Annotated in this window: 24 protein-coding genes; 19 read left to right on the top strand and 5 right to left on the bottom strand. The window is 45.4% G+C overall.

The genetic code is table 11. From position 1 onward, the window contains the following. The first annotated feature begins 135 nt into the window (after positions 1-135). On the top strand, positions 136-1,419 hold the full coding sequence (iscB, locus tag F6K63_RS25745) for an RNA-guided endonuclease IscB (protein WP_008190597.1): 1,284 nt from the start codon (positions 136-138) through the stop codon (positions 1,417-1,419). 124 nt (positions 1,420-1,543) lie between these two features. Then, positions 1,544-4,072 (top strand): DNA gyrase/topoisomerase IV subunit A, encoded by a 2,529-nt coding sequence (locus tag F6K63_RS25740; RefSeq protein WP_287250662.1) that lies wholly within the window; start codon positions 1,544-1,546, stop codon positions 4,070-4,072. Here F6K63_RS25740 and F6K63_RS25735 read toward each other — a convergent pair. Then, entirely contained in the window at positions 4,041-4,733 is a 693-nt protein-coding gene (locus F6K63_RS25735; protein ID WP_008190591.1) for a response regulator transcription factor, read from the bottom strand. The genes F6K63_RS25740 and F6K63_RS25735 overlap by 32 nt on opposite strands. Before the next feature lie 209 nt (positions 4,734-4,942). On the opposite strand from F6K63_RS25735, the gene F6K63_RS25730 reads away from it, so the two are divergent. Next, positions 4,943-6,283, top strand: a complete 1,341-nt coding sequence (locus tag F6K63_RS25730; RefSeq protein ID WP_008190589.1) for an adenylosuccinate synthase — start codon at positions 4,943-4,945, stop codon at positions 6,281-6,283. A gap of 21 nt (positions 6,284-6,304) precedes the next feature. Here the strand turns inward: F6K63_RS25730 and F6K63_RS25725 are convergent, their stop codons facing one another. Next, positions 6,305-6,430 carry a hypothetical protein gene (locus F6K63_RS25725; protein WP_008190587.1) on the bottom strand — a complete coding sequence of 42 codons (126 nt, stop codon included), beginning with the start codon at positions 6,428-6,430 and terminating at the stop codon, positions 6,305-6,307. 40 nt (positions 6,431-6,470) lie between these two features. Here F6K63_RS25725 and F6K63_RS25720 point away from each other — a divergent pair, with 40 nt between their 5' ends. From F6K63_RS25720 to F6K63_RS25690, 7 genes are all read left to right on the top strand, one after another. Continuing rightward, positions 6,471-7,022, top strand: a complete 552-nt coding sequence (locus tag F6K63_RS25720) for a 50S ribosomal protein L25/general stress protein Ctc (RefSeq protein ID WP_008190585.1) — start codon at positions 6,471-6,473, stop codon at positions 7,020-7,022. 272 nt (positions 7,023-7,294) lie between these two features. Then, positions 7,295-8,314, top strand: a complete 1,020-nt coding sequence (locus F6K63_RS25715; RefSeq protein ID WP_008190583.1) for an adenosine kinase — start codon at positions 7,295-7,297, stop codon at positions 8,312-8,314. A gap of 152 nt (positions 8,315-8,466) precedes the next feature. Next, positions 8,467-9,045, top strand: a complete 579-nt coding sequence (locus tag F6K63_RS25710; protein WP_008190580.1) for a hypothetical protein — start codon at positions 8,467-8,469, stop codon at positions 9,043-9,045. Positions 9,046-9,072: 27 nt separating this feature from the next. Continuing rightward, positions 9,073-9,291 carry a hypothetical protein gene (locus tag F6K63_RS25705; RefSeq protein ID WP_287313469.1) on the top strand — a complete coding sequence of 73 codons (219 nt, stop codon included), beginning with the start codon at positions 9,073-9,075 and terminating at the stop codon, positions 9,289-9,291. 124 nt (positions 9,292-9,415) lie between these two features. Next, positions 9,416-9,601 (top strand): hypothetical protein, encoded by a 186-nt coding sequence (locus tag F6K63_RS25700; protein ID WP_008190569.1) that lies wholly within the window; start codon positions 9,416-9,418, stop codon positions 9,599-9,601. A 178-nt stretch (positions 9,602-9,779) separates the two neighbouring features. Continuing rightward, positions 9,780-10,118 carry an excalibur calcium-binding domain-containing protein gene (locus F6K63_RS25695; protein ID WP_287313468.1) on the top strand — a complete coding sequence of 113 codons (339 nt, stop codon included), beginning with the start codon at positions 9,780-9,782 and terminating at the stop codon, positions 10,116-10,118. A 953-nt stretch (positions 10,119-11,071) separates the two neighbouring features. Continuing rightward, entirely contained in the window at positions 11,072-12,016 is a 945-nt protein-coding gene (locus F6K63_RS25690) for a trypsin-like serine peptidase (RefSeq protein WP_008190568.1), read from the top strand. A 145-nt stretch (positions 12,017-12,161) separates the two neighbouring features. Here the strand turns inward: F6K63_RS25690 and F6K63_RS25685 are convergent, their stop codons facing one another. Next, positions 12,162-12,296, bottom strand: a complete 135-nt coding sequence (locus tag F6K63_RS25685; protein ID WP_267875698.1) for a hypothetical protein — start codon at positions 12,294-12,296, stop codon at positions 12,162-12,164. A gap of 23 nt (positions 12,297-12,319) precedes the next feature. Between F6K63_RS25685 and F6K63_RS25680 the strand changes: the two genes are divergently transcribed. Further along, the gene (locus F6K63_RS25680) at positions 12,320-12,721 is read left to right on the top strand and encodes a hypothetical protein (RefSeq protein ID WP_287250651.1); all 402 of its coding nucleotides are present in this window, start codon (positions 12,320-12,322) and stop codon (positions 12,719-12,721) included. After that, the gene (locus F6K63_RS25675) at positions 12,708-12,956 is read left to right on the top strand and encodes a hypothetical protein (RefSeq protein ID WP_287313467.1); all 249 of its coding nucleotides are present in this window, start codon (positions 12,708-12,710) and stop codon (positions 12,954-12,956) included. The genes F6K63_RS25680 and F6K63_RS25675 overlap by 14 nt, the downstream gene beginning before the upstream one ends. A gap of 200 nt (positions 12,957-13,156) precedes the next feature. On the opposite strand, the gene F6K63_RS25670 is transcribed toward F6K63_RS25675, so the two are convergent. Next, positions 13,157-14,839 (bottom strand): dipeptide ABC transporter ATP-binding protein, encoded by a 1,683-nt coding sequence (locus F6K63_RS25670; RefSeq protein ID WP_287267165.1) that lies wholly within the window; start codon positions 14,837-14,839, stop codon positions 13,157-13,159. Positions 14,840-15,031: 192 nt separating this feature from the next. Between F6K63_RS25670 and F6K63_RS25665 the strand changes: the two genes are divergently transcribed. The 7 genes from F6K63_RS25665 to F6K63_RS25635 all read left to right on the top strand — a co-directional run bounded on the left by F6K63_RS25665 (position 15,032) and on the right by F6K63_RS25635 (position 24,548). Beyond that, positions 15,032-16,561: an efflux RND transporter periplasmic adaptor subunit gene (locus tag F6K63_RS25665; RefSeq protein ID WP_287313466.1), complete on the top strand. Its 1,530-nt coding sequence runs from the start codon at positions 15,032-15,034 to the stop codon at positions 16,559-16,561. 428 nt (positions 16,562-16,989) lie between these two features. After that, positions 16,990-17,124: a hypothetical protein gene (locus F6K63_RS25660; protein WP_287313465.1), complete on the top strand. Its 135-nt coding sequence runs from the start codon at positions 16,990-16,992 to the stop codon at positions 17,122-17,124. A gap of 23 nt (positions 17,125-17,147) precedes the next feature. Continuing rightward, positions 17,148-20,390 carry an efflux RND transporter permease subunit gene (locus F6K63_RS25655; RefSeq protein WP_287313464.1) on the top strand — a complete coding sequence of 1,081 codons (3,243 nt, stop codon included), beginning with the start codon at positions 17,148-17,150 and terminating at the stop codon, positions 20,388-20,390. 184 nt (positions 20,391-20,574) lie between these two features. Then, positions 20,575-20,697, top strand: a complete 123-nt coding sequence (locus F6K63_RS25650; RefSeq protein ID WP_287313463.1) for a hypothetical protein — start codon at positions 20,575-20,577, stop codon at positions 20,695-20,697. A 43-nt stretch (positions 20,698-20,740) separates the two neighbouring features. After that, on the top strand, positions 20,741-21,352 hold the full coding sequence (locus F6K63_RS25645; RefSeq protein WP_287313462.1) for a Uma2 family endonuclease: 612 nt from the start codon (positions 20,741-20,743) through the stop codon (positions 21,350-21,352). A gap of 85 nt (positions 21,353-21,437) precedes the next feature. Next, positions 21,438-23,546, top strand: a complete 2,109-nt coding sequence (locus F6K63_RS25640; RefSeq protein WP_287313461.1) for a protein-disulfide reductase DsbD family protein — start codon at positions 21,438-21,440, stop codon at positions 23,544-23,546. A 306-nt stretch (positions 23,547-23,852) separates the two neighbouring features. Further along, complete coding sequence (locus F6K63_RS25635) at positions 23,853-24,548, top strand: redoxin domain-containing protein (RefSeq protein ID WP_287313460.1); 696 nt, start codon at positions 23,853-23,855, stop codon at positions 24,546-24,548. 11 nt (positions 24,549-24,559) lie between these two features. On the opposite strand, the gene F6K63_RS25630 is transcribed toward F6K63_RS25635, so the two are convergent. Further along, entirely contained in the window at positions 24,560-25,828 is a 1,269-nt protein-coding gene (locus tag F6K63_RS25630) for an RNA-guided endonuclease InsQ/TnpB family protein (RefSeq protein ID WP_287313459.1), read from the bottom strand. Positions 25,829-25,899 lie beyond the last annotated feature (71 nt).

Genomic DNA, 25,899 nt, shown 5'->3' with positions numbered 1-25,899 from the left:
TTTCCTGAAGGCGATGTGGGATACCACCTTCCTCGAAGCAGTCGGGGATGTAGTACTCAGCTTTTCTGACTCAAATGATATCCTAGATATCCAAGATGTCGGAATTTGTCCGGGTTAAAAGTATCAGGTACAGTAATGTACACTTTTGTTTACGATAAAAACCTCTTTCCTCTAGACCCCTGCCATCCGGCACGGGCAAGAAAATTGCTAAAAAAGGGGCGTGCTAAGGTGTTCAAGCGCTACCCCTTCACCATCGTAGTACTAGACAGGACGGTCGAGGATTCAGTTACCCATCCCTACCGACTCAAAATAGACCCAGGCTCCCAAAAAACCGGCATTGCCATAGTTCAAGAGCAGACCGGACGGGTGACTAATGCCTTCGAGATTGAACACCGAGGGCAGCAGATTAAGAAATCTCTAGACTCTCGTAGAAAGTTAAGACAAAGGCGGCGTAGTCGTAAACTCCGATATCGCAAACCTCGGTTTCTTAACCGGACTCGAAAAGAAGGCTGGCTCCCACCATCTCTTGAAAGTCGGATTGCGAACGTCGAAACCTGGGTCAGGCGGATTCTAAGGGTATGTCCGATCACGGCACTCTCTCAAGAGTTAGTCAGGTTTGATATGCAGAAAATGCAGAACCCCGAAATTAGCGGCGTTGAGTACCAGCGAGGAGAACTATTCGGTTTTGAAGTCAAAGAATATTTACTCGAGAAATGGGGTAGAAAATGCGCTTATTGCAGTACTGATGGTGTTCCTCTTGAAATAGAACACATTCAAGCTTTAAGCCAGGGTGGCTCTAACCGAGTCAGCAACCTGACCCTGGCTTGCCGCCCTTGCAACCAAGCTAAGGGAAATCAGCCGGTGGAGATGTTTCTGCTGAAAAAACCGGACGTGTTAAAGCGGTTATTAACCAAAGCATTAACTCCTTTGAAAGATGCGGCGGCGGTTAATTCAACCCGATGGGAATTGCTCAGGAGACTCAAAGGGTACGGGTTACCTGTGGAAACGGGTACTGGTGGTCAGACTAAATTCAATCGCAAACTCCAGGGGCTTGCTAAAACCCATTGGACAGACGCGGCTTGTGTTGGTACTTCTACACCCGAAAGACTGCTAATTAATCGGCTCAGACCTCTGATTGTCAAAGCCAAAGGTCATGGCAGGCGGCAGCGATGTCGAACCGACCGATATGGCTTTCCTAATGGACATGCTCCCTCACAGAAATTCTTTATGGGGTTTCAAACCGGGGATTTAGTCAAGGCCGATATCCCATTAGGTAAATACGCGGGGCAGTATACCGGACGAATTGCGATTCGCTATAGGCCATCTTTTAAGCTGAGCACTAAGATAAGGAGCTTTGATGTACATCCGAAATATCTAAAAACCATTCAGCGAGCGGACGGCTATCAATACGGACTTTGAATCAACGGACTCGCTACCGCTCGACAAATTTATTGGCGGTAATTCCCCGGGCGCTAACCCTAACGGGTTTAGGCGTCCGCCCCCTTAACGCTTTTTAGGTGGTCAATTCCTTGGAGGATTTTTGATGACAAAACAGCTGAACCTACTGGAAAACAGTAATGTCATTCCCACAGCCCTGCATTTGGAGATGCAACGGTCATATCTTGAATATGCCATGAGTGTGATTGTGGGGCGTGCTTTACCTGATGTCCGTGATGGGCTTAAGCCCGTACATCGACGTATCCTATATGCGATGCACGAATTAGGGTTAACCCCAGATCGACCATACCGCAAATGTGCTCGTGTGGTTGGGGATGTGTTGGGAAAATATCACCCCCACGGTGACCAAGCGGTGTATGAAGCCATGGTGCGTTTAGTCCAAGACTTTTCCACCCGCTATCCCCTCCTTGACGGTCATGGCAATTTTGGTTCGGTGGATAATGATCCACCAGCAGCCATGCGTTACACTGAAACCCGACTTTCTCCCGTGGGCGCTCAAGCCCTATTGTCAGAAATTGGGGAAGCAACCGTTGATTTTATCGACAACTTTGATAGCTCCCAGCAAGAGCCAGTGGTACTCCCGGCACAATTACCGGTGTTGTTGCTCAATGGTTGCTCTGGCATTGCTGTGGGCATGGCCACCAATATTCCTCCTCACAATTTGGCAGAGATAGTAGATGGCTTGATTGCTCTGATTGACCGGCCCAATTTACCAGATGAAAAACTCTGGGAATTAATTCCCGGACCTGATTTTCCCACTGGGGGGGAAATTGTGGCAGCTGAGGGGATTCGGGATGCCTATACTACCGGTCGTGGCAGTATACCGATTCGAGGCATCACCAAGCTTGAAACCATTCAAGTCGGTCGAAAGAAACGGGGGCAGCGTAGGGCAATTGTAGTGAGTGAGTTGCCCTATCAGGTCCATAAGGCCGCCTGGATTGAAAAAGTAGCAGCTTTGGTGAATCAAGGGCGTATAGAAGGGATTAGCGATATCCGAGATGAAAGCGATCGCGAAGGGATGCGGGTGGTGGTGGAACTCAAACGAGATGCTCAGCCATCAGCGGTTCTCCAGCAGTTGTATAAGCAAACTCCCCTGCAAACAAACTTTGGTGCTATCCTGCTGACCTTGGTAGATGGACAACCCCGACAACTTACCCTGCGGCAGTTGTTAGAATCATTTATTAGCTTCCGAGAACAGACTCTAACCCGCCAATATACCTATGAGCAGTCCCAGAAAGAAAGACGTCTTCACCTGGTAGACGGGTTACTGGCTAGCCTCAATCAGCTGGATGCCATGATTGACATTCTCAGAAATGCTCCTGATGGTACCACTGCTAAGCTTTCCCTGCAAAATCAGTTAAACTTAAGTGAAATCCAGGCTGACGCAATTCTGGCCATGCCCATGCGACGGCTAACTGGCTTAGAACGAGAAAAGTTAGAGACCGAGGGTGAGGAACTTTCCCAGCGCCTGGAACAGCTGCACCAATTACTCAATGATCGGCGGGAATTGCTCAAAGCCCTGAAGAAAGATTTGCGATCGCTTAAACGCAAGTACGGTGATCCTCGCCGTACCATAATAAACTCTATTGCTTCCACTGAAAAAAAGCTAGAACAACCGACAGCTGCTCAACCCAGGAGTAAGAAATCTGCTCAACCCCAAAAAACTCCTGATACCCTACCTAATGCTCCCACTGAGCCAGAACAAACACTTCTAGAATTTACCTCTCACGGGTATGTACAGCGGCAAAGTGCCACAACACAGCCAAAATTACCCAAGTCAATTAAACAAGGGGAGGACTTTGTAGTTCAGGCTCAGCTGTTGCTCACCACACAAGAATTAATGGTAATCACTGGTTCTGGCAAAGCCTACCCAGTCAAAATTAGAGATATTCCACCAGCGGCTGGACGCAAGCAGGGTATTCCCTTGGTAAAGTTGCTGCCAAATTCTGCCCAATCAGAAACAGTTGTGGCTCACTTTAGGGTGCCAGATGACCTAGAAAACTTCACCCTAGTTTTGCTGACTCACCAAGGTAAAATTAAGCGTGTATCAGTATCTGAGTTGACAAAACTAACGAACCGTGGTATGTTGCTTACCAAGTTCAGAAATGATGATCAACTACAGTATGCCAACCTATCTACTACAGCGACACAAGTGGTGGTAGCAACCAGCAATGGACGGCTTTTGCGGTTTGAGGTGAATGACAAACAGTTACCGATTATGGGACGCAGCGCTCAAGGAAATCAAGCTTTGCGGCTAAAGGGTAAAGAAAAGCTGGTTGGCTGTGTTGTCCTAGGGGAAGAGGAAAACCTCTTACTGGTGTCTGAGCAGGGGTATGGAAAGCGCCTCCCCGTGCAGGCGATCAGGTTGGCTAATCGGGGAGACCTGGGAACTCAAGCGCTACAGTTTAAAACCGCTAAAGATGGTTTGGTCAGCATGGTCAGGGATTCCATCGCCAATGACGTCATGGTAGTCACTTCCCTTGGCGGTAAGCGTTTAGCTATGAAATCCGTGCCGATTTGGGGAAAAGATGGCACAGGCGATCGCATTGCCCAACTCAAGCCGGAGGAAAAAATCATCAGCGTTACTCCTGTGATTCAGGAATTAACTGTTTAAGGCGATAGCCCACACTGTGAACGGTTTCAATCAAATCTCTGGGTGCGCCAGCTAATCTCAGTTTGCGCCTCAAACTTTTGATGTAAGCGTTGACCGTCTCCTCTTCGGGAGGGTTTTCAAAAGACCAGACGTGCTCGATAATAACACTGCGAGTTAGTACCCGCCGACCGTTGCGCAGCAAAAACTCCAGTAAACTATACTCCTTACGGGTAAAGTGGATAGGTTGGTGAGCATAGCTTACTTCATAGGTACTCGGGTCAAGACGCAAATCTCCCCACTTAAGTACTGGTGGTGCGATAGATTGACCTCGGCGCAGCAGAGCCCGAATCCGAGCAAATAATTCTGGTAAGTCAACTGGCTTAACTAGATAATCATCAGCCCCTGCATCTAGACCCTTGACTTTATCATTAGTGGTATCGCGACCCGTCAACATTAGAATCGGCATTTGATAGCCTTGGGCTCGCAATTTTCGACAAACACCAAAGCCATCGAGCTTGGGCAGAGTCAGATCTAGCACCATCAAGTCATAATCAAGCATTTGGGATTGCTGGCAAGCAATTTCCCCATTGGTAACCAGATCAACCACGTAACGTTGGTTGGTGAGGGCTTCGGATAAATTTTCAGCAAGGAGAATATCATCTTCCACTAATAAAATTTTCATTGTAGAAGTAGTTTTTTGTTAAAAATGACTGATAAGAGTACATAGGTAAAGTCTAAAAGAGATTGGAGTGGCGATTCTAGGTCAAGATTAACTTATGTGACTCTCGTTCCTCCAGTTTCTACCTAGATCAGCAACAGTTAAGTTGACAGCAGTCGCAACCACTGTTCATAATTATCAGGTGGATAAACTTTAGCATTCAAAATAAACCCTTGGCTAACGTTGTTGTAATTGGTGCCCAGTGGGGCGATGAAGGAAAAGGCAAAATAACAGATCTGCTGAGTCGTTCAGCAGATGTAGTCGTCCGTTACCAGGGGGGCGTCAATGCTGGGCATACGGTTGTTGTTCAAGGTCAAACCTTTAAACTGCACCTGATACCTTCTGGAATTTTGTATCCGGATACAGAGTGTATTATTGGCTCCGGTACAGTTATTGACCCAGAAATTTTAATTGCCGAACTTGACCAACTTGAAGCACTGGGCATTTCCACTAAAAATCTGCTGATTTCAGACATAGCCCATGTCACGATGCCTTATCATCGATTGATTGACCAAGCATCGGAAGAGCGCCGGGGTAGGCAGAAAATTGGTACCACGGGTCGTGGTATTGGTCCGACCTATGCGGATAAATCAGAGCGTACTGGTATTCGGATCATTGACCTGATGGATCCGGAAGTATTGGTAGAAAAGTTAACCTGGACGATTAATTATAAGAACCCTATTTTAGAGAAGCTCTATAATCTATCGCCCTTAGACCCAGCTGGTGTGATCAAGCAATACCAGGAGTATGCTGAACGGCTAGGCTCCTATGTGGTGGATAGTTCCTTGAAGATTTATGAGGCGATTGAGCAAAAACGCAATATTCTGTTTGAAGGGGCTCAAGGGACACTGCTAGATTTAGATCATGGGACGTACCCCTATGTAACCTCTTCCAATCCAGTGGCTGGCGGAGCTTGTGTGGGTGCTGGTGTCGGACCGACAATGATTGATCGGGTGATTGGTGTGGCAAAAGCTTACACAACCAGAGTCGGAGAAGGACCGTTTCCCACAGAGATTCACACTCGAGAAGGAGAGTTACTTTGTGAGCTAGGATCAGAATTTGGGACAACCACCGGTCGCCGCCGCCGTTGTGGCTGGTTTGATGCCGTCATTGGTCGCTACGCTGTTCGGATTAATGGTCTTGACTGTCTAGCGATCACCAAACTGGATGTACTCGATACCTTTGAAGAAATTAAGGTCTGCGTCGCCTATGAAATTGACGGTGAACTCACTCGGGAATTTCCTAGCAGTACTAGCGTGTTTGCCCGATGCCAGCCCGTTTACAAAACCCTATCAGGTTGGCAAAAATCTACTGCTGAATGTCGGTCTTTAGAGGATTTACCAAAGGAAGCCTTGGATTATCTTAAATTCCTGGCAGAACTGATGAAAGTTCCTATTGCTGTGGTTTCCTTAGGAGCCAGCCGTGACCAGACAATTATTGTGGAAGACCCAATCCATGGTCCAAAGCGAGCACTATTGGATGCTAGCGGTACACCGATAACTTCGGGAGTTTAAGTGCGTCAGGGTATCAGGGCGTCAGGGTGTCAGTCGGAGAGTTTGAATCTCAGTAGTTTCCGATTCGATTAAAAACCCTGACCTACCATTGAGGTCAGCACCTCCCTCGGTGGCGGAATCGACCGGTAGCTGACCAGTAATTGCCATTAATTTGGCTACGTTATCTCGAAGAGTTAAAGTCCTAGCGATGAATGTTACTGTAGAATGTCAAAAGCGACCAGAAGGTAGTAAGCCGAGAGCCTTACGCCGTTCTGGATTGATTCCCACCGTACTTTACGGTCACAATGGTGCAGAATCTGTATCCTTAACTATGACGGCTAAAGCAGCAGAAGACTTGCTTAAAACAGCCTCGGTTAATAATACCCTGATAGAGCTCTCTATTCCCGACATTTCCTGGAATGGTCCAGTGCTGCTGCGGGAGATACAATCTCATCCTTGGAAAAATTCCCTTTACCACCTCAGTTTTTTCTCAGTGGCTTCTCAAAATAAAGTAGAGGTTGTTGTACCTCTGAAGCTAGTGGGAGAAGCCGTGGGAGTTAAGCAAGGTGGAATTTTGCAGCAAAGGCTTACAACAGTAAAAGTGCAATGTCCCCCAGATAAAATTCCCGAAACCATTGATATTGATATATCAAATTTGGAACAGGGTAAGATGCTGTACATTTACGAGTTAGTCTTGCCAGAAGGGATCGAGGTTATGGATGAGCCTAAATTAAGTGTTCTTGCTATCACTTCTAAATAAAGCGTTGCAGAATACAGGTAAGCATATGCTTACCTTAAATCCTATTTTGTTAATTGCCGATTGAGCACTGAGAATTTTCACTGAGAATTTTCACTGTTCAATTTTAAATTAACAAATAACGTTCCATGATAAATATTCAACCGAAAACAATATCATTACTTTATACAGTAATCATAGAGCAATGATAGGTTGGTTATAGTTGTCTGATTAAGCCAGGGCAGAGTTAAAATTTCCCTGGCTTTTTTGTGAATGATTAGTTGGATTGGAAGAAAATGACAGAAAACTCTCAACAGTCAAGACCTATTGATGTCTTTGGTGTCGGAAATGCTTTAGTCGATATTCTGGCACTGGTGGATGATGATTTTATCCGGCAACATGACCTGAATCGAGGGGCAATGACTTTGATGGATGCCCAAAAGCAGGCTATGATTCTACACAATCTTGAGCATCATTCTCTGGAACTAAGCTCAGGAGGCTCGGCTGCTAATACTATGATTGCGATCGCTCAAAGTGGTGGTAAAGGCTTCTATTCCGGTAAAGTCTCTAGAGATACCAATGGGGAATTTTACCGACAAGACTTATTGGAGGCAGGGATTCAATTTGATGTGCATCCAGCTGAGCTATCTAGTGGTCCAACTGGTACCTGTGTGGTTCTAACTACCCCTGATGCTGAGCGTACTATGTGTACTCATCTGGGAGTGTCTACTACTTTGGCTCCTACTGATATTGATGTAGAACGACTCAGCCAATGCAAATATAGCTACGTTGAGGGCTATCTGTGGACGGGGGATGGCACTCGGAAAGCTTGTATTGAGGCTATGGAACAGTCCAAGCTTAAAGGAGTAAAGAGTGCTTTTACCTTTTCCGACTTCTTTCTAGTAGAGAATTTTGCTGATGATTTCCGTCAGCTGATTACAGATTATTGTGATGTGGTCTTCTGTAACGCGGAAGAAGCACGTCACTTCTGTGGATTGGAATCCTTGTCTGATTGTGCTGGTAAAATTAGTGAGTTAGTGGATACAGCTTTTATCACTGATGGCTCTAATGGTTGTTTAGTGGTGGAAAATAAAACAATTTTCCAGGTGCCTGGATTCCCAGCTAAGGCCGTGGATACCGTAGGAGCTGGTGATGCCTTTGCCGGTGGTGTGTTGTTTGGAATCACCAATGGTTTGACCACTAAGCAAGCAGCACGTTGGGGAAACTATTTTGCTTCAAAAGTAGTACAAACTCATGGTCCACGTCTGGAGGGTTCTCAGGCTGAGTCTGTCAAGGAAGTTGTTAGTAGCGATTAAGCTATTGTGTATTTAATTTAGACAGCTTTCGTTCGCGTAGCGTGGCCTACGGCCAATCATTGTAAGCATTCAGTCATCAGCTGTCAGCTAACAGCTGACAGCTGAATGCTTCCCAATTAGTAAACAGTTCCAAGTTAACTGTTTATTGAAAAATGACACAGACAGATATTCCCAGTTTAATTAACCAGATGATGCAGCCGGAATTTTATCCTCATCCGGTGAAACTACCTATTGAACTGATTCAGACCCATGCTTCCTATGTGCTGCTTACTGGCGAGTACGTCTATAAAGTCAAGAAAGCCGTATATTTTGGATTCCTGGACTATTCAAGTTTAGCTCAGCGAAAGCATTTTTGTCAAGAAGAAATGCGCATCAATCAGTCAGTTTCTCCTGAGATTTATTTGGAAGTTGTGCCAATCATTAAAACCAGTGATGGGTTTGGACTAGGGGGAGTGGGTGAGGTGGTAGAGTATGCAGTTAAAATGCGCCAGTTTCCTCAAGAGTCTCTGTTAAGTACTATCCTGGAACAGCAGAATCTTACCACAACTCATAGGTTGGAATTGGGAAAAGTTGTAGCTCAGTTCCATCAAAGGGCGAAGACCAATAATTATATCCGTAGTTTTGGCACAGTTGCTAAAATTCGGGAGGCGATTGACCAAAATTATCAGCAAAGCCAAAAGTACATTGGTGGACCTCAAACTGGGAGCAGGTCAAATAAGCCTAACAAATGAACTACTTGACAAAACAACAAAAATCCTGTGTTCGAGCCGGTCTTAGTTGCAGAACAGATGAACTATTTACCAGATGAGCAAGCAATTACCCATGAGGGGGCGATCGATAAGGTAAAAATATTCGGTAAAAGTGACATACTCCCCCTATTACCTATTACCCATTACCCATTACCCATCACCATTACCCATTCCCCATTCCCCATTCCCCATTCCCCAGATAAGCGTACTAATGTTCTGCATAAGTGACATGCTCCCTATTTGAGATGGTAAGTATGATCGACTGGCTTTCCGAAAATTAGCGATCGCAAAAGCCAAGCGTTATCAGTTACCGATACAAATTATTTACGCTCTGCGCACCAGAAGCTGTGTTATGCGAACGCGCCCCGCGTGGCCTACGGCCAATCGCTTATTATCTCGTAGTGGGGATGTGTCTGATGCTACGGTTGATTTGCTTAAGGGTCAACAGGCTGGATTTGAAGGGTTTACAGAAGAGGAACAATCTTTGGTGATTAGGTTGGATACTAGTCAGGATTGGGAATCCCAGTTGTTAAAGTAAGAAGTATGAACAAGGCATCAAGTATCAATTATGAAGGCTTAAGTATCAATTATGAAGGCTTAAGTATCAATTATGAAGTATGAAGGGTTAAGTATGCAGTGTAAGAGCATCTCAATTAGGCTTGACACAAGGAGTTAGAAGAATCTAATCTATGGTCAATGAAACTTGAACTGAGAACTTGAATCATGTAATCATGATCCATACTGATAATAAAAATAACAGTCACAAATGGGAGCGCTCTGATGTTATCGCTGCCTTTGCTTTAATAGTATCAATTTTGACTTTTGTATTTAGCTCTTCAGGACAGAGAGCACTATGTTCCATTGGAGTTCAAAATGAGACCTGTCCTGAAATCCCACCTTGTGTTATCGGTACAGGTGATACTTGTAATTGCGCGGATTTTAAAAGTCAAAGACAAGCTCAATTATTACTGAAAACCTATCCCGGGGATATTCACAACCTCGATGGTGATCAAGACGGTATAGCTTGTGAGAAGCTCTTACAAATCCAAAACTAAAGATGTACTTGGAGGACTGACTTAGGCGTTTGATTGACTTCAGGTTATAACCAAGGTTCAGAAACACCTGTTACCCAAGATCTGGCGGCCAATGCCAGTCGTTCATCTAGTAGTTTATCGATTACGTGGCCATTGAGGTTCGCTCGCTGTACGTGATTCTTATTCTCACAGGGCTGATCTAATGATATAGGGGATATAGGGTATGTATTTACAAATTGTTAAGCTGTAGGTGTTGATGCCCTAATGTGTTATACTTAAGTTGTAAAGAAAAATACAAATATGCGCTTATTATAAAGAGAAAAAGTTATTTATAGTAAGGAATCAAGGTCTTCTTTGTGGTATCAAAGGCGAAAAACATCTATGATACCAAATTTTAGCTAAAATCAGCAATCAGCTATCACGTTCTTGAGGGTTGGGTTGTTCAGGATAACTGAGGTACTCCCGTACCTCAGTTAAATACCTAAGTTTTCCTTGATCAAAAAATTGACTATATAGCACTACCCATTCAGATTAGGACATTGTCTTGATGCAAAGCGCGAGTGGGGGAAACCACGGCAAAGCGCGAGTGGTTTGAAGTTACCGTAAGACAGGCTCGCCTTAATCAATAAGTTTTAACCCTTTTTTGCATAACCTACCAACCATAAAGGCTCAACGTAATCAGGTTTCGTCTCCGGGGGGAACCCCCAAGACCGCGCTGCCTCCCCAAGACCGTAATGGTGCGTTTTCCGCATTAAGAATGAAATTCGCCACGGGTCGCACCTCTGCATCGCTCCTAAACTCCGAAACGTAAGTAATCGCTTACTTTTGACTTCTGACTTCTAACTTCTGACTTGCCCGTAGCGCTATAAGTACCCGCAAGGGTACTGTCAAGCCTAGTGCAACCTTGCGATTATGTACATGGAAAGAACATTCACTTGAGTTCTTTGTAGTAGTTAATTGTAAGGAGAATGGTTATGTCAGAAACTGAAATAGTTTCCAATCAAACCAACCAAGGCAAGGAAATAGAACGGGAGGATCAGCAGCTCCATGAAATCACTTCCAGCGAAACTCAATCCCAGTCAATAGATACCGAAGACCAATTTGAGGGAATGATGGGTCGCGGTGAAATCGAAGCAGTACCCAGATTCAATAAATCCCGAGCGCTTAATGAGGGTTTTGATTTCCAGGAAAGAATGTTGGTCACAGAGGATATGGAAAATCTTCCAGATGCTGGTGCTGGAGAATTCCAAAGGCCAGAGTCAGTATGTGGTAGTGACGACCGCATCCGCATTTCTTCACTTACTAGTATGCCCTGGCGATGGATTTGCCAGTTAATCATTACCAAAGCTAATGGGAGGCGGTCTCTGTGTACTGGCTGGTTGATTGGACCACGGACAGTAATGACTTCTGGACACTGCGTCTATAGCCATAGTGCTGGTGGTTGGGCCAGGAAAATTGAGGTCTTTCCCGGTATTGATGAAAACGAAGCTCCCTTCGGCTCCCAAGTTAGCACATCCTTCCGCAGTGTAAAAGGCTGGACACAAGAACAAGATGATGATTTCGACTACGGAGCAATTATTCTACCGGATGACACCCTAGGGAACCGAGTCGGCTGGTTCGGATTTGCCAATCTATCCGACGACTTACTCACAAATCTACTGATAAATAACTCTGGCTACGCTGGTGACAAACCATTTGGCACACAATGGTTCAATGCTGGTCGAATTACCAGAATCACTGGTCGCAAGCTCTCCTATATGCTCGATACCTATGGCGGTCAAAGCGGTAGCCCAGTCTGGCGCTTGCAAGATGGTCAACACCATGTAGTGGGAATTCACGGCTATGGTGGCTGTCCTAACAGTGCTGTCCGCATCAATAAGTCTGTGTTTGATAACATGTCGGCTTGGAAAAATGTCTAATATGTCCGGGACTAATCAGCAGTCAGCTATCAGCAGTCAGCTATCAGCTTTCAGTGATCAGCTATCAGCTTTCAGTGATCAGCTTTCAGTGATCAGCTTTCAGTGATCAGTGATCAGCTTTCAGTCAACAGCTGACGGCTGATAGCTAATGGCACCTCAAGTAGCGTGGCCAAAGGCCAAGGCTGACGGCTGACGGCACCTCAAGTAGCGTGGCCAAAGGCCAAGGCTGACCACTGACCACTGACTGCTGACGGCTGATACCTGAATGCTTACAGTTCAACTAACAAAGGAAAAAACTGTCAGATGACTACTAAACTACAAATTCCTGTTAAATCTTTTGCTTTGAGCAGTCTTATCGGATTATGCCTGCTGTTTTCCGCTTGTAGCGCTCCGCAACCAGACGTTCCATCGGAAAACAATCAGGGTAATAATCCAGATAATAATCCAATAGAAAGGTCAACTGATGAACAAATGATTATCGAAGGTAAAATTGTCGCAGTTATGGAAAGCTTCCCTCTACAGTTAAAGGTAGAGACGAAGTCTGGTTCCTATAGTGTACAACTTCTTTCCGATACCAAAATCACTCGTCAAGGAGAAACTGTTGACCCAGGAAAATTAAGTCCTGATCAGAAGGTTCGGATTAAAGGTCAGAGTTCTGGTTCCAGTAAGTCTGCTATCACTGCTCAAACTATTGAAATCCTTTAGTAAGCTATCAGCATTCAGCTATCAGCATTCAGCGGTCAGCGGTCAGCGGTCAGCGGTCAGCGGTCAGCCTTCAGCGGTCAGCGGTCAGCGGTCAGCGGTCAGCGGTCAGCCGTTAGCGGTCAGCCTTCAGCGGTCAGCCTTCAGCGGTCAGCGGTCAGCGGTCAGCGGTCAGCCGTTAGCCGTTAACTGTTCGCGTAGCGTGCGCGTAGCGCATAAGCTGATAACTGATAACTGATAACTGATAACTAAAAACTGAAAACTGAAAACTGAAAGCTGAAAGCTGAAAACTGAAAGCTGAATGCTGAAAGCTGAAAGCTGAAAGCTGAAAGCTGAAAGCTGAAAACTGAAAACTGAAAACTGAAAACTGAAAGCTGAAAGCTGAAAGCTGACCGCTGAAAGCTGAAAGCTGAATGCTGACCGCTGAATGCTTAGAAATCACCTTTGTTTATCTAACAATGGAGCTGCCTCTAGCAAGGTTCTAGTGTAAGGATGCTCAGGATTAGTAAACAGGTCATGAGTTGGTTTCTTTTCAACAATCTGACCTTTATTCATCACGGCGATTCCATCACAGAAAAACCGTGCTACCCAGAGGTCATGAGTAATAAACAAATAGGTAAGATTAAAGGCTTCTTTCAACTCCAACATTAATTCTAGTACTTGAGTTTGGACACTAGCATCCAGCATACTCACTGGTTCATCACAAATCACCAAACTAGGATGAGTAATCAATGCCCGAGCAATAGCAACCCGTTGTTGTTGTCCTCCAGAAAGGTCAGCAGGATATCGATTATAGTAATCTTCTACAGGCGTTAATCCTACCCGTTCTAGCATTTCCTTGACCTGGTTTTTTGCTGCTGTTGGATTAGCCGCTAATTTATGAATAAATAACGGATCGGCAATACTTTCTCCCACAGTCATTAAAGGATTAAGACAAGCATGGGGGTCCTGAAATACCATTTGGATTTGACGACGAATCTCTTGTAGGGAATGTCGATTGAGTGTAGCTAAATTTGTGCCTTGAAACTCAACGGTTCCAGCAGTAGGACGAACTAATTGCAAGATAGTGCGAGATAAAGTACTTTTACCACAACCGGATTCTCCTACTAGTCCCAAAATTTCACCAGGATATAAATCAAAACTGACGTTATCCACAGCTTTGATAACGTTTTTTTCTTGAGATACCAGTTGCTGAATAAAATTGCTTTCTAAGGTATAATATTGCTGGAGATTGGTAACCCGTAGCAAAGGGGTAGGAATGGCAGAGCTGGAATTACCCTCATTGTCATTAGTGTCAGGGTCATTAGTGTCAGTGTGCTCTCTAACTGCCTGGAGATGTAGAGCTGCTTCTAAAAGCGATCGCGTATAATCATGGTTAGGTTGCCACAGAATCTGTGCCACTGGCCCAGTTTCCACCATTTTCCCACCATACATGACCGCAATGCGATCGCAATATTCCCCGATCATGGCCAAATCGTGAGAAATCAGTAACAGTGCCATGTCCCGTTCTCGACAAGCCATGGTTAATTCTTCTAATATCTGTGCCTCTACCGTAACATCCAAGCTAGTGGTGGGTTCATCTGCTACAATTAGCTTGGGATTGAGCAACAAGGCTAATGCGATCGCAACCCGTTGCCGCATCCCACCACTAAATTCATGGGGATATTGAGAGAAGCGATTAGCGGGAATTTTCACCGCATCTAGAGTTTCTATTACTTTTGCTTTAGTCTCACGTCCTGATAGCTGGGGTTGGTGAGCTCTGAGGGTTTCTAGGCAGTGTTCCCCTATACTCATTAAAGGGTCAAGGCGAGTCATCGGGTCTTGAAAGACTAGGGCTACTGCTTCTCCCCGAAACTGGCGCAGCTGTGCAGGGGTTAAATCAAAGACAGACTTTCCTGCAAACCTAACCTGTCCTTTCACTCGGGACCGTTGCGGTAACAACTGCATGATTGCTCGTCCCAGAGTAGACTTACCGCAGCCTGACTCACCGACTAATCCCAGTCGGTCCCCTGAATCTAGGATAAAGGAAACATCATCTACTGCCCAAGTGGGTTTTTCAAGGGATTGGCTGCTAGGATAGGCCACCTGCAAGTTTTCGACACAAAGTAGCGCTTCACTCATCTATTAAATATTTCTCTCCCAATAATATAAAAACTTTGATGCCATAACCATTAAATTTTGATTAAAATTTGTAAAGCTAGACTAATTCCTATCTAAGTCAACTGCTCTGATCGAGTTCATGAGGCCGCCAGTAGGATTGAGCAAAGTTATCCTATAAACATCTTTTTGACATCTTTTTGTCAGGGCATCACCATGGAACCTGTAAATCCCCAAGTGTCTAATCACTATCAGCCAGATTCAAATTCTCAAAGCCAAGAAGAAACCAAAGCCAAATCCTCGGCATGGCTACTCACAGTCCTGTTTTTGGTAGGAGGTCTAGCTTTGTTGCAAATCTCGACAGTACCAGAACCCCCTGTAGCCCAGACGAAAACTAAACAGACACCACCGCGACCTGTAGAAACTATTCCCCTGACCTTAGGTAAAGGAATTAAACGGATCCAGTTACTGGGTGAAGTAGAGGCAAGTGAAAAAATCACGATTAAATCTCAGGTGGATGGTGTGATACAACAAGTCAAAGTCCGAGAAGGCGATCGCATTACACCGGGCATGACCATTGCTATTCTTGATGGTGCTGACCAACAGTTAGCCCTTGCCCAAGCTAAAGCAAGGCTTGCTCAGGAAAAAAGTAATCTCGCTCGATTACAAGTGGGAACCCGTCCAGAAATTCTTGCCCAACGGCAAGCAGAACTGGATGGAGCTAAAGCTCGGGAACAAGAAGCAAAGGACAACCTTGATGGTATGATAGCCGTCCAACCCAATTTAATTGCCCAACGGCAAGCAGAACTAGATGGGGCTCAAGCTCGGGAACAAGAAGCCAAGGATAACCTAAAACGCATTGAAGCCCTAACTCTGGAAGGAGCTCTGTCTGAACGAGCAAAAGTGGAAGCCGAAAAAGCAGCTGATGCAGCTACCAGTGAGCGCTTACGGGCTCAAGCTGCCCTAAGTGCAGAACAAACTAAAACCCAGCAAGAGATTGCTGAAGCCAGAAGTACCGTTGATGCCACCATCAGTGAGCGGTTGCGCATTGCAGCTCTGTTAGCGGAAGCCCAAGTCGGACCAACCCAGGAAGAAATTGATGCCCAGAAAGGGGTAGTAGCAGCAGCTGTTGCAGCGGTTGAGCAAGCTCAACTAGCATCAGAACGAGCCACGATTAAAGCGCCTATAGCCGGAGTTGTGCAATCCCGGCAAGTTGACACTGGCAACTATGTTGAAGGTGGCGATGCCATCATTACCTTGGTCAATAATGATCAATTCGATATCTTTCTAGAAGTACCAGAACAGTTTACTAATCAGGTCAAACCAGGGATGTATGTGGAATTAACTGCACCGCGAAGTTTACCTAACTGGCAGCAACGAGCACAGATTACCAGCGTTGTGCCTACAGCCAATGCCAACTCACGGCGACAACTAGTAAGGGTAAATCTCAACAATCCCCCAAAAGACTTATTAGCTGGAATGGGAATTGAAGCCACCTTAGATTTACCCATTGATGTAGATCCCAGTTTTGTTATCCCCCGTGATGCCATCATTAAACGAAAAAACCAATCCTTAATATATACCATTTACCAAGACAAAGCACAAGAGTTTACCGTAGAAATATTAGCGGATATGGGGGAAAAACTCCTGATCACTAATCAAAAATTACAAGCCAATCAACCCCTAGTTGTGTCAGGCGGTGAAGGACTAAAAGATGGCGCACCAGTCAAAATTACTAGTCCTTAATTCCTAATTATTGAACCTATTGCAAACCTGAAAAACTAGTACCGCTGTGCGGAATTCAAAATTCAAAATTCAAAATTCAAAATTATTACATGTTTAGTTATTAGAGGTTTAATATATAAGAGTTTTGCTATTTTTGAAAAGTATATTGATTTCCGCCGTGCTGTATAGCGGTTTTCAATTTGGTGAGGTACAGATTACCTGGTTTTAGGGAACAGCGGATCTGGGAACAGGGAACAGGAAAGAGGAACCCACCCCTAGGGTGTGTTTTCAAAGTTTTCCGCAAGATATTAGATCCCCCCCAGCCCCCCTTATTAAGGGGGGAGCCATACTCAAAGTCCCCCTTTTTTAAGGGAAACGGGGGTACTCGGAGTTTGAAGACACGCCCTAACCCCTCCCAGGAGGGGAAGAGGGAACAGGGAAAAAATCCTGTGTACCTCATTAGGCTAGAAACCGCTATATTAGTCTCTAGAATCCTTCCCGATTCCCGATTCCCGATTCCCGATTCCCGATTCCCGATTCCCGATTCCCGATTCCCGATTCCCTCCCTGTTCCCTAGTTCCTAAGTTGCCAACTTCGGCCAAATTTGATGAAACTTATCGAAACAGCTGTCCGCTGGCGACACGGCACATTTGTTCTGTTCTGCCTCCTAGCCCTATGTGGCATCTTAGCCCTATTCCAGCTTCCCCTAGAACTTAGACCAGGAGGTGATACCCCAGAAATTACCATTAGCACCTCCTACGGTGGAGCAGGACCAACTGAAGTAGAAGACCTGATTACTAGACCGATCGAAGAAGCGGTCGAAGAAGTCACAGGGGTTAAAGAAATTACCAGTAGCTCTCGCCCTGGACGCAGTCGCATTTCTCTCGAATTCAATTGGGGAACAGATATTGATGCTCGCTTAGTAGATGTCTTGAGCAAATTACAGCGAGTGTCCTCTCTACCCCCAGAAGCGGGAGACCCCTCTGCTGAAGTGGTCAGTGGTGTTAGCCGTCCCATGATGTGGATTGTCCTAATGCCCAAAGAAGGCTATGATTCTGACCCAGACCATTACCGTGACTTGATTCAAGATGCCATCTTACCCAAGTTACGGCAAGTGGAAGGAGTGGGTCAGATTGTTACTCCTGGGGGACGGGAACGGGAAGTGGAAGTGATTGTAGACCCGAAAGCCTTAGCTGACCGCAATCTAACCCTGTCTAATGTCGTTAATACTTTGCGCAATAATAACCGCAATATTCGCGGTGGACCGATGGTAGTGGGCAGACGGGAATACCGAGTCCGCACCGTCAGTCGCTCTGAGGATGTGAAGGAGTTAGAAGGGTTTGTGTTGCGCCGAGACCAATCAGGAATTGTCTATTTGGGAGATGTAGCTGATGTCCGCATTGGCCGCAAGCTTCAAAGTACAGTTTTTGTATCAAATGACCAACCAACCGCTGGCATTGGTATCGAAAGACGAATTGGTGGCAATGTCCCAGAGATATCTAAGGGGGTCAGAGCAGTACTCAAGGAACTGGAAGCCCAACTGGAACAGCAAGGGGAAGCTGTCCAGTTCTTAATTAACTACGACGAGAATGGCTATATTAACCAATCTATTGCCTTAGTGCAGCAAAATTTGATCATAGGTGCAATACTAGCATCCCTAGTGTTGCTGTTGTTTCTGGGGTCATTGCGCACCGTAGCAGTAATAGCCCTCACTATTCCGACTACTATTATTACCGTCTTTATTGTCTTAGCGTTGCTGGGTCGCTCTCTGAATGTGATCAGTCTGGCAGGATTAGCATTTGCAGTGGGAATGGTCGTAGATAATGCGATTGTGGTGCTAGAAAATATCTTCACCCACATGCAACGGGGAAAAAATCCGATCCGAGCTGCTATTGACGGCACTCAAGAAGTGTGGTCAGCTATGCTAGCCTCTACTCTGACTACCGTAGCAGTATTTGCTCCCATTGTTTTAGTAACAGGGGAAGCAGGACAGCTGTTCTTTGATATTGGTATTGCTCTATCGACATCGGTATTGTTTTCCCTGTTTGCAGCTCTGACCCTAGTGCCGATGCTATCGGGACTGTTTCTTAATCAAGCGGAGGCGCAACAGATTTTGCAGGGGATGGGGGATGTGGGCACCCAAGGTTTAGACCCAAAACCATTGCGCCCAAAGCAGCGAAATAGAGGAGCCAAAATCCAAAATGTCCTGGTGCTAGCTGTAGCCAAAACTTCAGCAGTGTTTCGAGTATGGCAAGGCAAGCTAGAGGGATTGTTATTAAAAACCGTGCGTTGGTCTGTTGGTGGCAAACGGATCGGAAGGCGTTTGGCTGTGTTGTTGATTCCTGTAATATTGCTCTTTGTCAGTATTCGGTTACTCCCCCCCATGGATTACCTACCAGAAGGGAACCGTAATTTAATTATGTGGTTAACGGAACCCTTTCCAGGCACCAGTATTCCAGAATTCCTACGGCTATCCCAACCGGCGAGAAAGTTCTTGGCACAGCAGCCGGAAATTGACCGAACCTTGGTAATAGCAAGCTCGCGACGGAAAACGATTTTAGTCTATCTCAAGCCAGAGTTAGCTACCGCTAGGAATCTCGATGACATGGTGAATCGGATGGGAAAGGTAAAGTCTAATTTCCCTGGTTATCGCTTTGTGGTTGCCAGGCGCACTGCCATTTTTCGGAATCCAGGCAAGTCCTATAAAGTGCGTCTGGTAGGACAAGACCTGGATCAATTAAACCAGTGGGGTCAGGAGATTACTAAGCAATTGCGCCAACTGGACGGTGTGCGCAATGCTCGTTCCAGTTTTGTTACTGCTGCGCCAGAATTACAAGTAATTCCCAATCGGGTGCGACTGGCAGAAGTGGGCTTGTCAGAAGCTGACTTAGGGAGAATGGTTGAAGCTGCTCTCGGTGGGATTAGAGCCTCAGAATTCGTGGATGGTAAACGGGAACTGGATGTGACCGTTGAATTACAACATACCGTTGTCAAAACCCCAGAGCAGTTGCGTCAGTTAGTGATCTATACTCCCAATGGTGGGCAAGTACAACTAGCTGATGTCGCTGAAGTAGTAGATACCACCGGACCCGATCGGATTGACCGAGTGGATTTACAGCGTTCTATTACCCTAACCGTTAGTGTCGAGCGCTCAGCTCCCTTAGGCAAACTAGTTCAACAGACAGAGCAGCAAATTCTCAAACCCTTCCGGAAAAACCTACCTGCTGGCTATCGTGTCGAGTTAGCTGGTTCAGCAGATTTGCTATCAGAAACCTTAGTTCAATTGGGGTCAATCTTTCTTCTGTCTTTACTGATTACCTATCTGCTGCTAGTAGCACTCTACCGTTCTTTTCTCTATCCCATCGTAATTATGGCAACCGTACCGATAGGATTAACCGGAGCCTTGTTGAGTTTGGTGATAGTCAACAGAATTCCTGGTGTTTTGGTACCACTGGATATGATTACCGGGTTGGGATTTGTGATTCTGACTGGAGTTGTGGTGAATAATGCCATCCTTTTGGTAGACCGAGCCTTGCAATTACAGCGAGAAGGAATAGATTACGATACATCCTTGTATAGAGCTGTATGCGATCGCTTACGACCAATATTCATGTCTGCTGGAACTACAGTACTAGGCATGTTACCGTTAGCAGTAATACCAGGGAAAGGTGCTGAATTATATCAAGGGTTAGGGATTACCTTAACTGGGGGATTGGCCTTGTCTACATTACTAACACCTACAGTAGTTCCAGCATTGATGGGATTATTAGGAGACTTTAGGGGTCAAAAGCCGAAACCTTCTGAGGTGAATAAGAAAGAAGAATCCCGTGAAATGGTTAGAGTTGATTAATCTTATTGGTTACTGGGGAATATCGCAGTTGGTTATACGAATTAAGGTTGAAGGTTTAAGTCCGAAGTTCCCAGCTCAGAAGTTACCTATTGCCTAAAACCTTAATATTTTCCTTTGATTTCGTAAGTACTATAGTATGGTACGATAATCCCGATTGATCAGAATTATAATAAGGAGTACAAAAATGACATTGCACTTATTTGGAGCAGTTGCAGCAGATGGCAGTTCTGCGATTCAAGGGTCAGGAGAATGGAGTGACGTGCAACTTAGCTGGGTTTTTAGGCTAAAGACTGGGTATTCTTGTTAACTAGAATAGAAGAAACTCTTTTGTGCGGGAAGTAGAGATCGCCATGAAAGTAGCCACCACACCTGTTGAAACCAATCCCATTGTGTTGAGGATGCCCCCGGCATGGGCTATGGATGATGATCAATTTTTTGAGTTTTGTCAGATTAATCGAGATTTACGAATTGAGCGCACATTAGACGGAAAAATAATTGTTATGCCCCCCACAGGAGGTGAAACATCTCAAAAAAATTCCAACATTAATTTTCAGCTACAGTTGTGGAATCGCCAAACAAAGCTAGGCAAGGTATTTGAGTCTTCTGGTGGCTTTAAGCTGCCCAATGGTGCAGAACGTTCCCCTGATGCTTCTTGGGTCAAAAAAGACAGGTGGGAAGCCCTAACGCCTCAACAAAGGAAAAAGTTTATTCCTCTGTGCCCAGATTTTGTGATTGAGTTGCGCTCTCCCAGTGATAGGGTGAAGAGTCTTAAGGAAAAGATGGAAGAGTACAGGTCAAATGGCGCTCTGTTGGGGTGGTTGATTGAGCCAAATAGTCGTCAAGTATATATTTACCGTCCTGGGGTAGAAGTGGAGCAGTTGGACAATCCAGCTACGGTGAAGGGGGATGAATCAGTGCTGCCTGGTTTTGTCATGGTCATGGAAGAAGTTTGGGAAGGCTGAACAACGCTTTCATCCCATTGGAATACGCGATCAATGATTCCTAAAAAAAAATCGTGTAGGTTAAACATGTATCAGTAGAGTCATCATGTTGCACCAACTCCTCACCTGGATCATAGCCCTAGCCCTAACCCTATCCACTACCTTACTACCCATTGCTCCTGCCTCGGCTAACCCAGTCCAAACCGAGAACGTTGAGGTGCAATTGATCAGCGAAGTGATCAACATTCAACCTGGAACCCCCTTCTGGGTAGGACTACACTTCAACATCAATCCCGGCTGGCACACCTATTGGCGAAACCCTGGTGACTCTGGTCTTGGAGCTACCCTTAACTGGACTATACCCCCCGGCTTTGAAGTGGGAGACATCGTTTGGCCCTATCCCCAGCGGTTACCCCTTGAGCCATTAATGAACTTTGGCTATGAAGAAGAGGTTACCCTACTCAGCCAAATCACACCCCCAGCCAACCTAGCTACTCCCGATTCTCTCCAACTCCGAGTAAAAGCTGATTGGCTGGTCTGTGAAGTAAACTGTATTCCAGAAGAAGGCACCCTCAACCTCACCTTACCAATTACCTCTAGACCTACCTTAGTCAACCAACGGTGGGTACAGGTATTTGAGCAAGCCCGTCAAGCTCTACCCAAACCCTCCCCATGGAAAGTCACGGTGACTATCGAACCAAAAGACTTAACCCTGCAAGTTGAAGCCCCCGAAATGGAAGAGGCTCAAATCCAAGAGGTGACCTTTTTCCCACATCAAGACGGTATCATTAGCAACCCAGCGCCTCAAATCGCAGAACTTAATCAAGATGGAATCACCTTGCGATTAGAGCGAGGCTATCTTAGGAAACTCGACCCCATCACTGGAGTGCTAGTGATTCGAGAATCCCTAGACAACCAATCTGTAGTCCAAGCCTTCTCCATTGAAGCCGCAGTAAGCAATGAAATAGGCAAAACCGCCCCAACCCCAACCCAACCCCGATGGCAATTGCTCCTGCTAGCACTACTCGGAGGCATAATCCTAAACCTGATGCCCTGTGTCTTCCCAGTGCTATCCCTCAAAGCACTCAACATAGTCCAAAAATCCCAGAAAAGTCCCAAGCAAGTGAGACGCCATGCGATCGCATTCACTGTAGGCATTCTCGTCAGTTTTACCGTAGTGGCCAGTGTGCTATTAATTTTGCGATCGCTAGGGCAACAAATCGGTTGGGGATTCCAGCTACAATCCCCCGTTTTCGTTACCTTAATGGCATATCTAATGTTTGCCGTTGGCTTAAGCCTATCGGGAGTCTTTATCTTCGGTGCTTCCATCATGGGAATTGGGCAACGATTAACCACTCGCTCAGGATACATCGGGGAATTTTTCACAGGAGTCTTTGCCACCGTAGTCGCCACTCCCTGCACCGCACCATTCATGGCAACCGCCCTGGGAGTAGCCCTGACCCAATCCGTACCGATAGCGATCGCAATCTTTGAAATGCTCGGTCTTGGGCTAGCCCTGCCCTACCTAGCCATTAGCTTCACCCCAGGATTGCAGCGTATTTTACCCAAACCAGGAGCATGGATGGAAACCTTCCAACAGCTTCTGGCATTCCCCATGTACGCCGCCACCGCCTGGTTAATCTGGGTATTAGTCCAGCAAACTGGAACCAACGGTTTAGCAGCTGCCCTAACAGGACTAATCCTAATTGCCTTTGCCACTTGGTTGCACCAAAAAACCCGCCTACTCCCCCCTCTAGGAAAGCATCTTGGCTCAATCTGCGCCTTAGTCGCCCTAGGATTTTCCCTGAGCTTAGCCCAAGTTTCCAGCACCACTCCTACTGCACTGACCCATAATCAAAATAACGGCATCAAATGGCAAGGCTATACAGCTGAACGACTAGTTAAACTAAGGCAATCAGGAAGCCCAGTATTCCTGAATTTTTCAGCATCCTGGTGCATTACCTGTCTAGTTAATGAGCGTGTAGCCCTAAACCAGCCAGAAACCATAGCCGCCTTTGAGTCTAAAAAAATTGCCCTACTCAAAGCAGATTGGACTAATCGTGACCCAGCCATCACCAAAGCTCTAGAATCCTTCGGACGTAGTGGCGTACCCCTTTATGTATTGTATCCACCAGACTCAGAATTTACCCAGCCAATTATACTACCTCAGATTCTATCCCCAGAGCAAGTTCAACGTGCCATCAAAAAACTATAGCAAACGGAGTCAGGAGTCGGGAGTAGCGTAGGGTGCGTTAGGGGCGGGCGAGCCCTCATTTTCTGCCTCTAAACCAGTGTTAAGATAGCCAGCCCCGTAACGCACCATCGGGTCAAACAGCAAACAAGAGATGCACCCCAGCGGATTTGGGAGTAGGGAGTAGGGAATATGGCATCAAAAATTATCACAATTAATTTAGGATCCCTATATAAAATTTAGGTAGAATTTAATGAAATGGCAAATAACAAGTAACAAGTAATAATCAACAATCAACAATCAATAATCAACAATCAGCCATCAAAAAACATGAACAACTTTCTCAAAGTTAACGGTCAGAAAATTACCACTACTGGATTAGTAGCCCTAGCCTTAATTATCACTGGATGCCAGACTACTCCCCTCACCAAAGATGCCAAAAATACAAGTCAAGTATCCACCGCAATTGCAGCATCATCACCATTACAGATTGATGGAAAAGCACCAGAATTCACTGGAGTTGACAGCAACAATACCACCCACAAGCTCAGTGATTTCAAAGACAAAGTTGTAGTATTGGAATGGACTAATCATCAATGTCCCTTTGTCCGCAAACATTACAACAGCGGTAACATGCAGAAACTTCAGAAAGAAGCCACCAGCAAGGGAGTAGTCTGGTTATCTATTATCTCCTCAGCTCCAGGAAAGCAAGGTCATGTCACCCCTCAAAAAGCCAATGAATTGATTAAAAGCAGTAGCGCTAATCCCACAGCAGTAATTATAGACTCCGAAGGCACCATTGGTCGTCTATATCAGGCTCGCACTACACCCCATATGTATGTTATTGATACTGATGGAGTCTTAAAATACATGGGAGCAATTGATAATAAACCCTCAGCTAATCCAGCCGATGTAGAAACTGCTAGCAACTATGTCCAAGCTGCTGTGGATAGTGTTATTACTAATAAACCAGTAGAAACAACAGTCACTCAGCCTTACGGTTGCTCAGTTAAATATAATAGGTGAACTACCCCGACCTACTTCGTAGAGGTCGGGGCTTCCAGCTTCACGGAAGAACGCCTTAACTTGGACGGACGCCCACGTCTTGGTCTTACTTCTTCTCCACTGGCGTTGTCCCCCCCCGTCCCAGAGGAGGATAGCATTCTGATTCCTTCTGCCCTAATATTTTTTGCCGCATTACCATCTCTATCGTGGTGAGTTCCACAACTTGGACAAGTCCAAGTCCTTACGTCAAGTGGTAACTCTTTGATTTGATAATGACAATTAGAACAGGTCTTAGAACTGGGGAACCACCGATTTATCTCTACCAATACTTTCCCTTCTTTTTCGCATTTGTAAGAAAGGAAATTGACAAAGGTTCCCCAGCCCAGATCAGAAATTGCTTTAGCTAATTTATGGTTACGAACCATGCCCTTGACATTCAGGTTTTCGACTACCACTACTTGGTTCTGATCTACTATCTTTCTAGACAGCTTATGTAGGTAGTCTTGGCGGACATTTCCAATTCGCTCGTATACCTTAGCTACAATCTTTCTGGCCTTTTTACGCCCACTGCTGCCTTTTTTCTTTCGAGCAGCAATACGCTGTTTTTTGGCTAACTTCTTTTCATACTTAGCCAGATGCTTGGGATTACTGAACTTAGAGGTCTTTTCACCGTCATAGGTAATCGCCAAATCTTTGATACCTAAGTCAATACCGATCACCTTAGGTGCGCTTGACCTAGGCGAATTAAATTCGCCTAGGTCAAGCGCACCTCCGTTCTTTAACAGCTTCACTCCATCACCCTCGTACTCCATTAACACAGAAGCATAATATTTTCCGGAAGGAGTTTTACTGACTGTCACAGTTTTAAATTCTCCATCCAGTGGTCGGTGAATTACTGCCTTGACAATTCCTAGTTTTCCAGGGAATTTAAGGCAATCTCCTACCTGTTTTACGTTTTGAGGATACTGGATTGATTGACGGTGATGGTACGACTTGAATCTAGGATATTTTGCTCTTCCCTCAAAAAAATTTTGGTAAGCACGACTAAGATTGAGACTCACGGATTGCAGAACCTGAGAGTAACAATCTTTCAGCCATTCAGTCTCCTTTTGTTTCTTGAGCTTTGGCAACATAGAGTTGAGTGCAGATTGCTTTAGCCCAAAGCCAGTTTCTTTATAGGTTTCTATGCACTGATTCAAGGCATAGTTCCACCACCAGCGAGCACATCCAAAATGCTGAGCTAATACTTGAACTTGTTCTTGCGTGGGATAAATTCTAACTTTGACGGCTTTATGTTTCACTGCACTCAACCTTGTTATCGACCTTGCTTAATATTATATGTATTTAGTAGTAATATGTCAAGGGATAAGAT

This window comes from Moorena sp. SIO1G6 (assembly GCF_010672795.1).
Classification (GTDB): Bacteria; Cyanobacteriota; Cyanobacteriia; order Cyanobacteriales; family Coleofasciculaceae; genus Moorena; species Moorena producens.
The sequence above is the reverse complement of the archived record's forward strand: the minus strand, read 5'-3'. Positions and strand labels throughout refer to the sequence as shown.

What these genes read in the sequence shown, in the direction of transcription:
- F6K63_RS25640 (WP_287313461.1), top strand. Translation starts at nt 21,438, where the DNA reads ATGTTGCACCAACTCCTCACCTGGATCATAGCCCTAGCCCTAACCCTA.
- F6K63_RS25650 (WP_287313463.1), top strand. Translation starts at nt 20,575, where the DNA reads ATGACATTGCACTTATTTGGAGCAGTTGCAGCAGATGGCAGTTCTGCG.
- F6K63_RS25670 (WP_287267165.1), bottom strand. Translation starts at nt 14,839, where the DNA reads ATGAGTGAAGCGCTACTTTGTGTCGAAAACTTGCAGGTGGCCTATCCT.
- F6K63_RS25720 (WP_008190585.1), top strand. Translation starts at nt 6,471, where the DNA reads ATGAATGTTACTGTAGAATGTCAAAAGCGACCAGAAGGTAGTAAGCCG.
- F6K63_RS25680 (WP_287250651.1), top strand. Translation starts at nt 12,320, where the DNA reads ATGACTACTAAACTACAAATTCCTGTTAAATCTTTTGCTTTGAGCAGT.
- F6K63_RS25740 (WP_287250662.1), top strand. Translation starts at nt 1,544, where the DNA reads ATGACAAAACAGCTGAACCTACTGGAAAACAGTAATGTCATTCCCACA.
- F6K63_RS25735 (WP_008190591.1), bottom strand. Translation starts at nt 4,733, where the DNA reads ATGAAAATTTTATTAGTGGAAGATGATATTCTCCTTGCTGAAAATTTA.
- F6K63_RS25715 (WP_008190583.1), top strand. Translation starts at nt 7,295, where the DNA reads ATGACAGAAAACTCTCAACAGTCAAGACCTATTGATGTCTTTGGTGTC.
- F6K63_RS25635 (WP_287313460.1), top strand. Translation starts at nt 23,853, where the DNA reads ATGAACAACTTTCTCAAAGTTAACGGTCAGAAAATTACCACTACTGGA.
- F6K63_RS25665 (WP_287313466.1), top strand. Translation starts at nt 15,032, where the DNA reads ATGGAACCTGTAAATCCCCAAGTGTCTAATCACTATCAGCCAGATTCA.
- F6K63_RS25710 (WP_008190580.1), top strand. Translation starts at nt 8,467, where the DNA reads ATGACACAGACAGATATTCCCAGTTTAATTAACCAGATGATGCAGCCG.
- F6K63_RS25655 (WP_287313464.1), top strand. Translation starts at nt 17,148, where the DNA reads ATGAAACTTATCGAAACAGCTGTCCGCTGGCGACACGGCACATTTGTT.
- F6K63_RS25700 (WP_008190569.1), top strand. Translation starts at nt 9,416, where the DNA reads ATGCGAACGCGCCCCGCGTGGCCTACGGCCAATCGCTTATTATCTCGT.
- iscB (WP_008190597.1), top strand. Translation starts at nt 136, where the DNA reads ATGTACACTTTTGTTTACGATAAAAACCTCTTTCCTCTAGACCCCTGC.
- F6K63_RS25725 (WP_008190587.1), bottom strand. Translation starts at nt 6,430, where the DNA reads ATGGCAATTACTGGTCAGCTACCGGTCGATTCCGCCACCGAGGGAGGT.
- F6K63_RS25690 (WP_008190568.1), top strand. Translation starts at nt 11,072, where the DNA reads ATGTCAGAAACTGAAATAGTTTCCAATCAAACCAACCAAGGCAAGGAA.
- F6K63_RS25645 (WP_287313462.1), top strand. Translation starts at nt 20,741, where the DNA reads ATGAAAGTAGCCACCACACCTGTTGAAACCAATCCCATTGTGTTGAGG.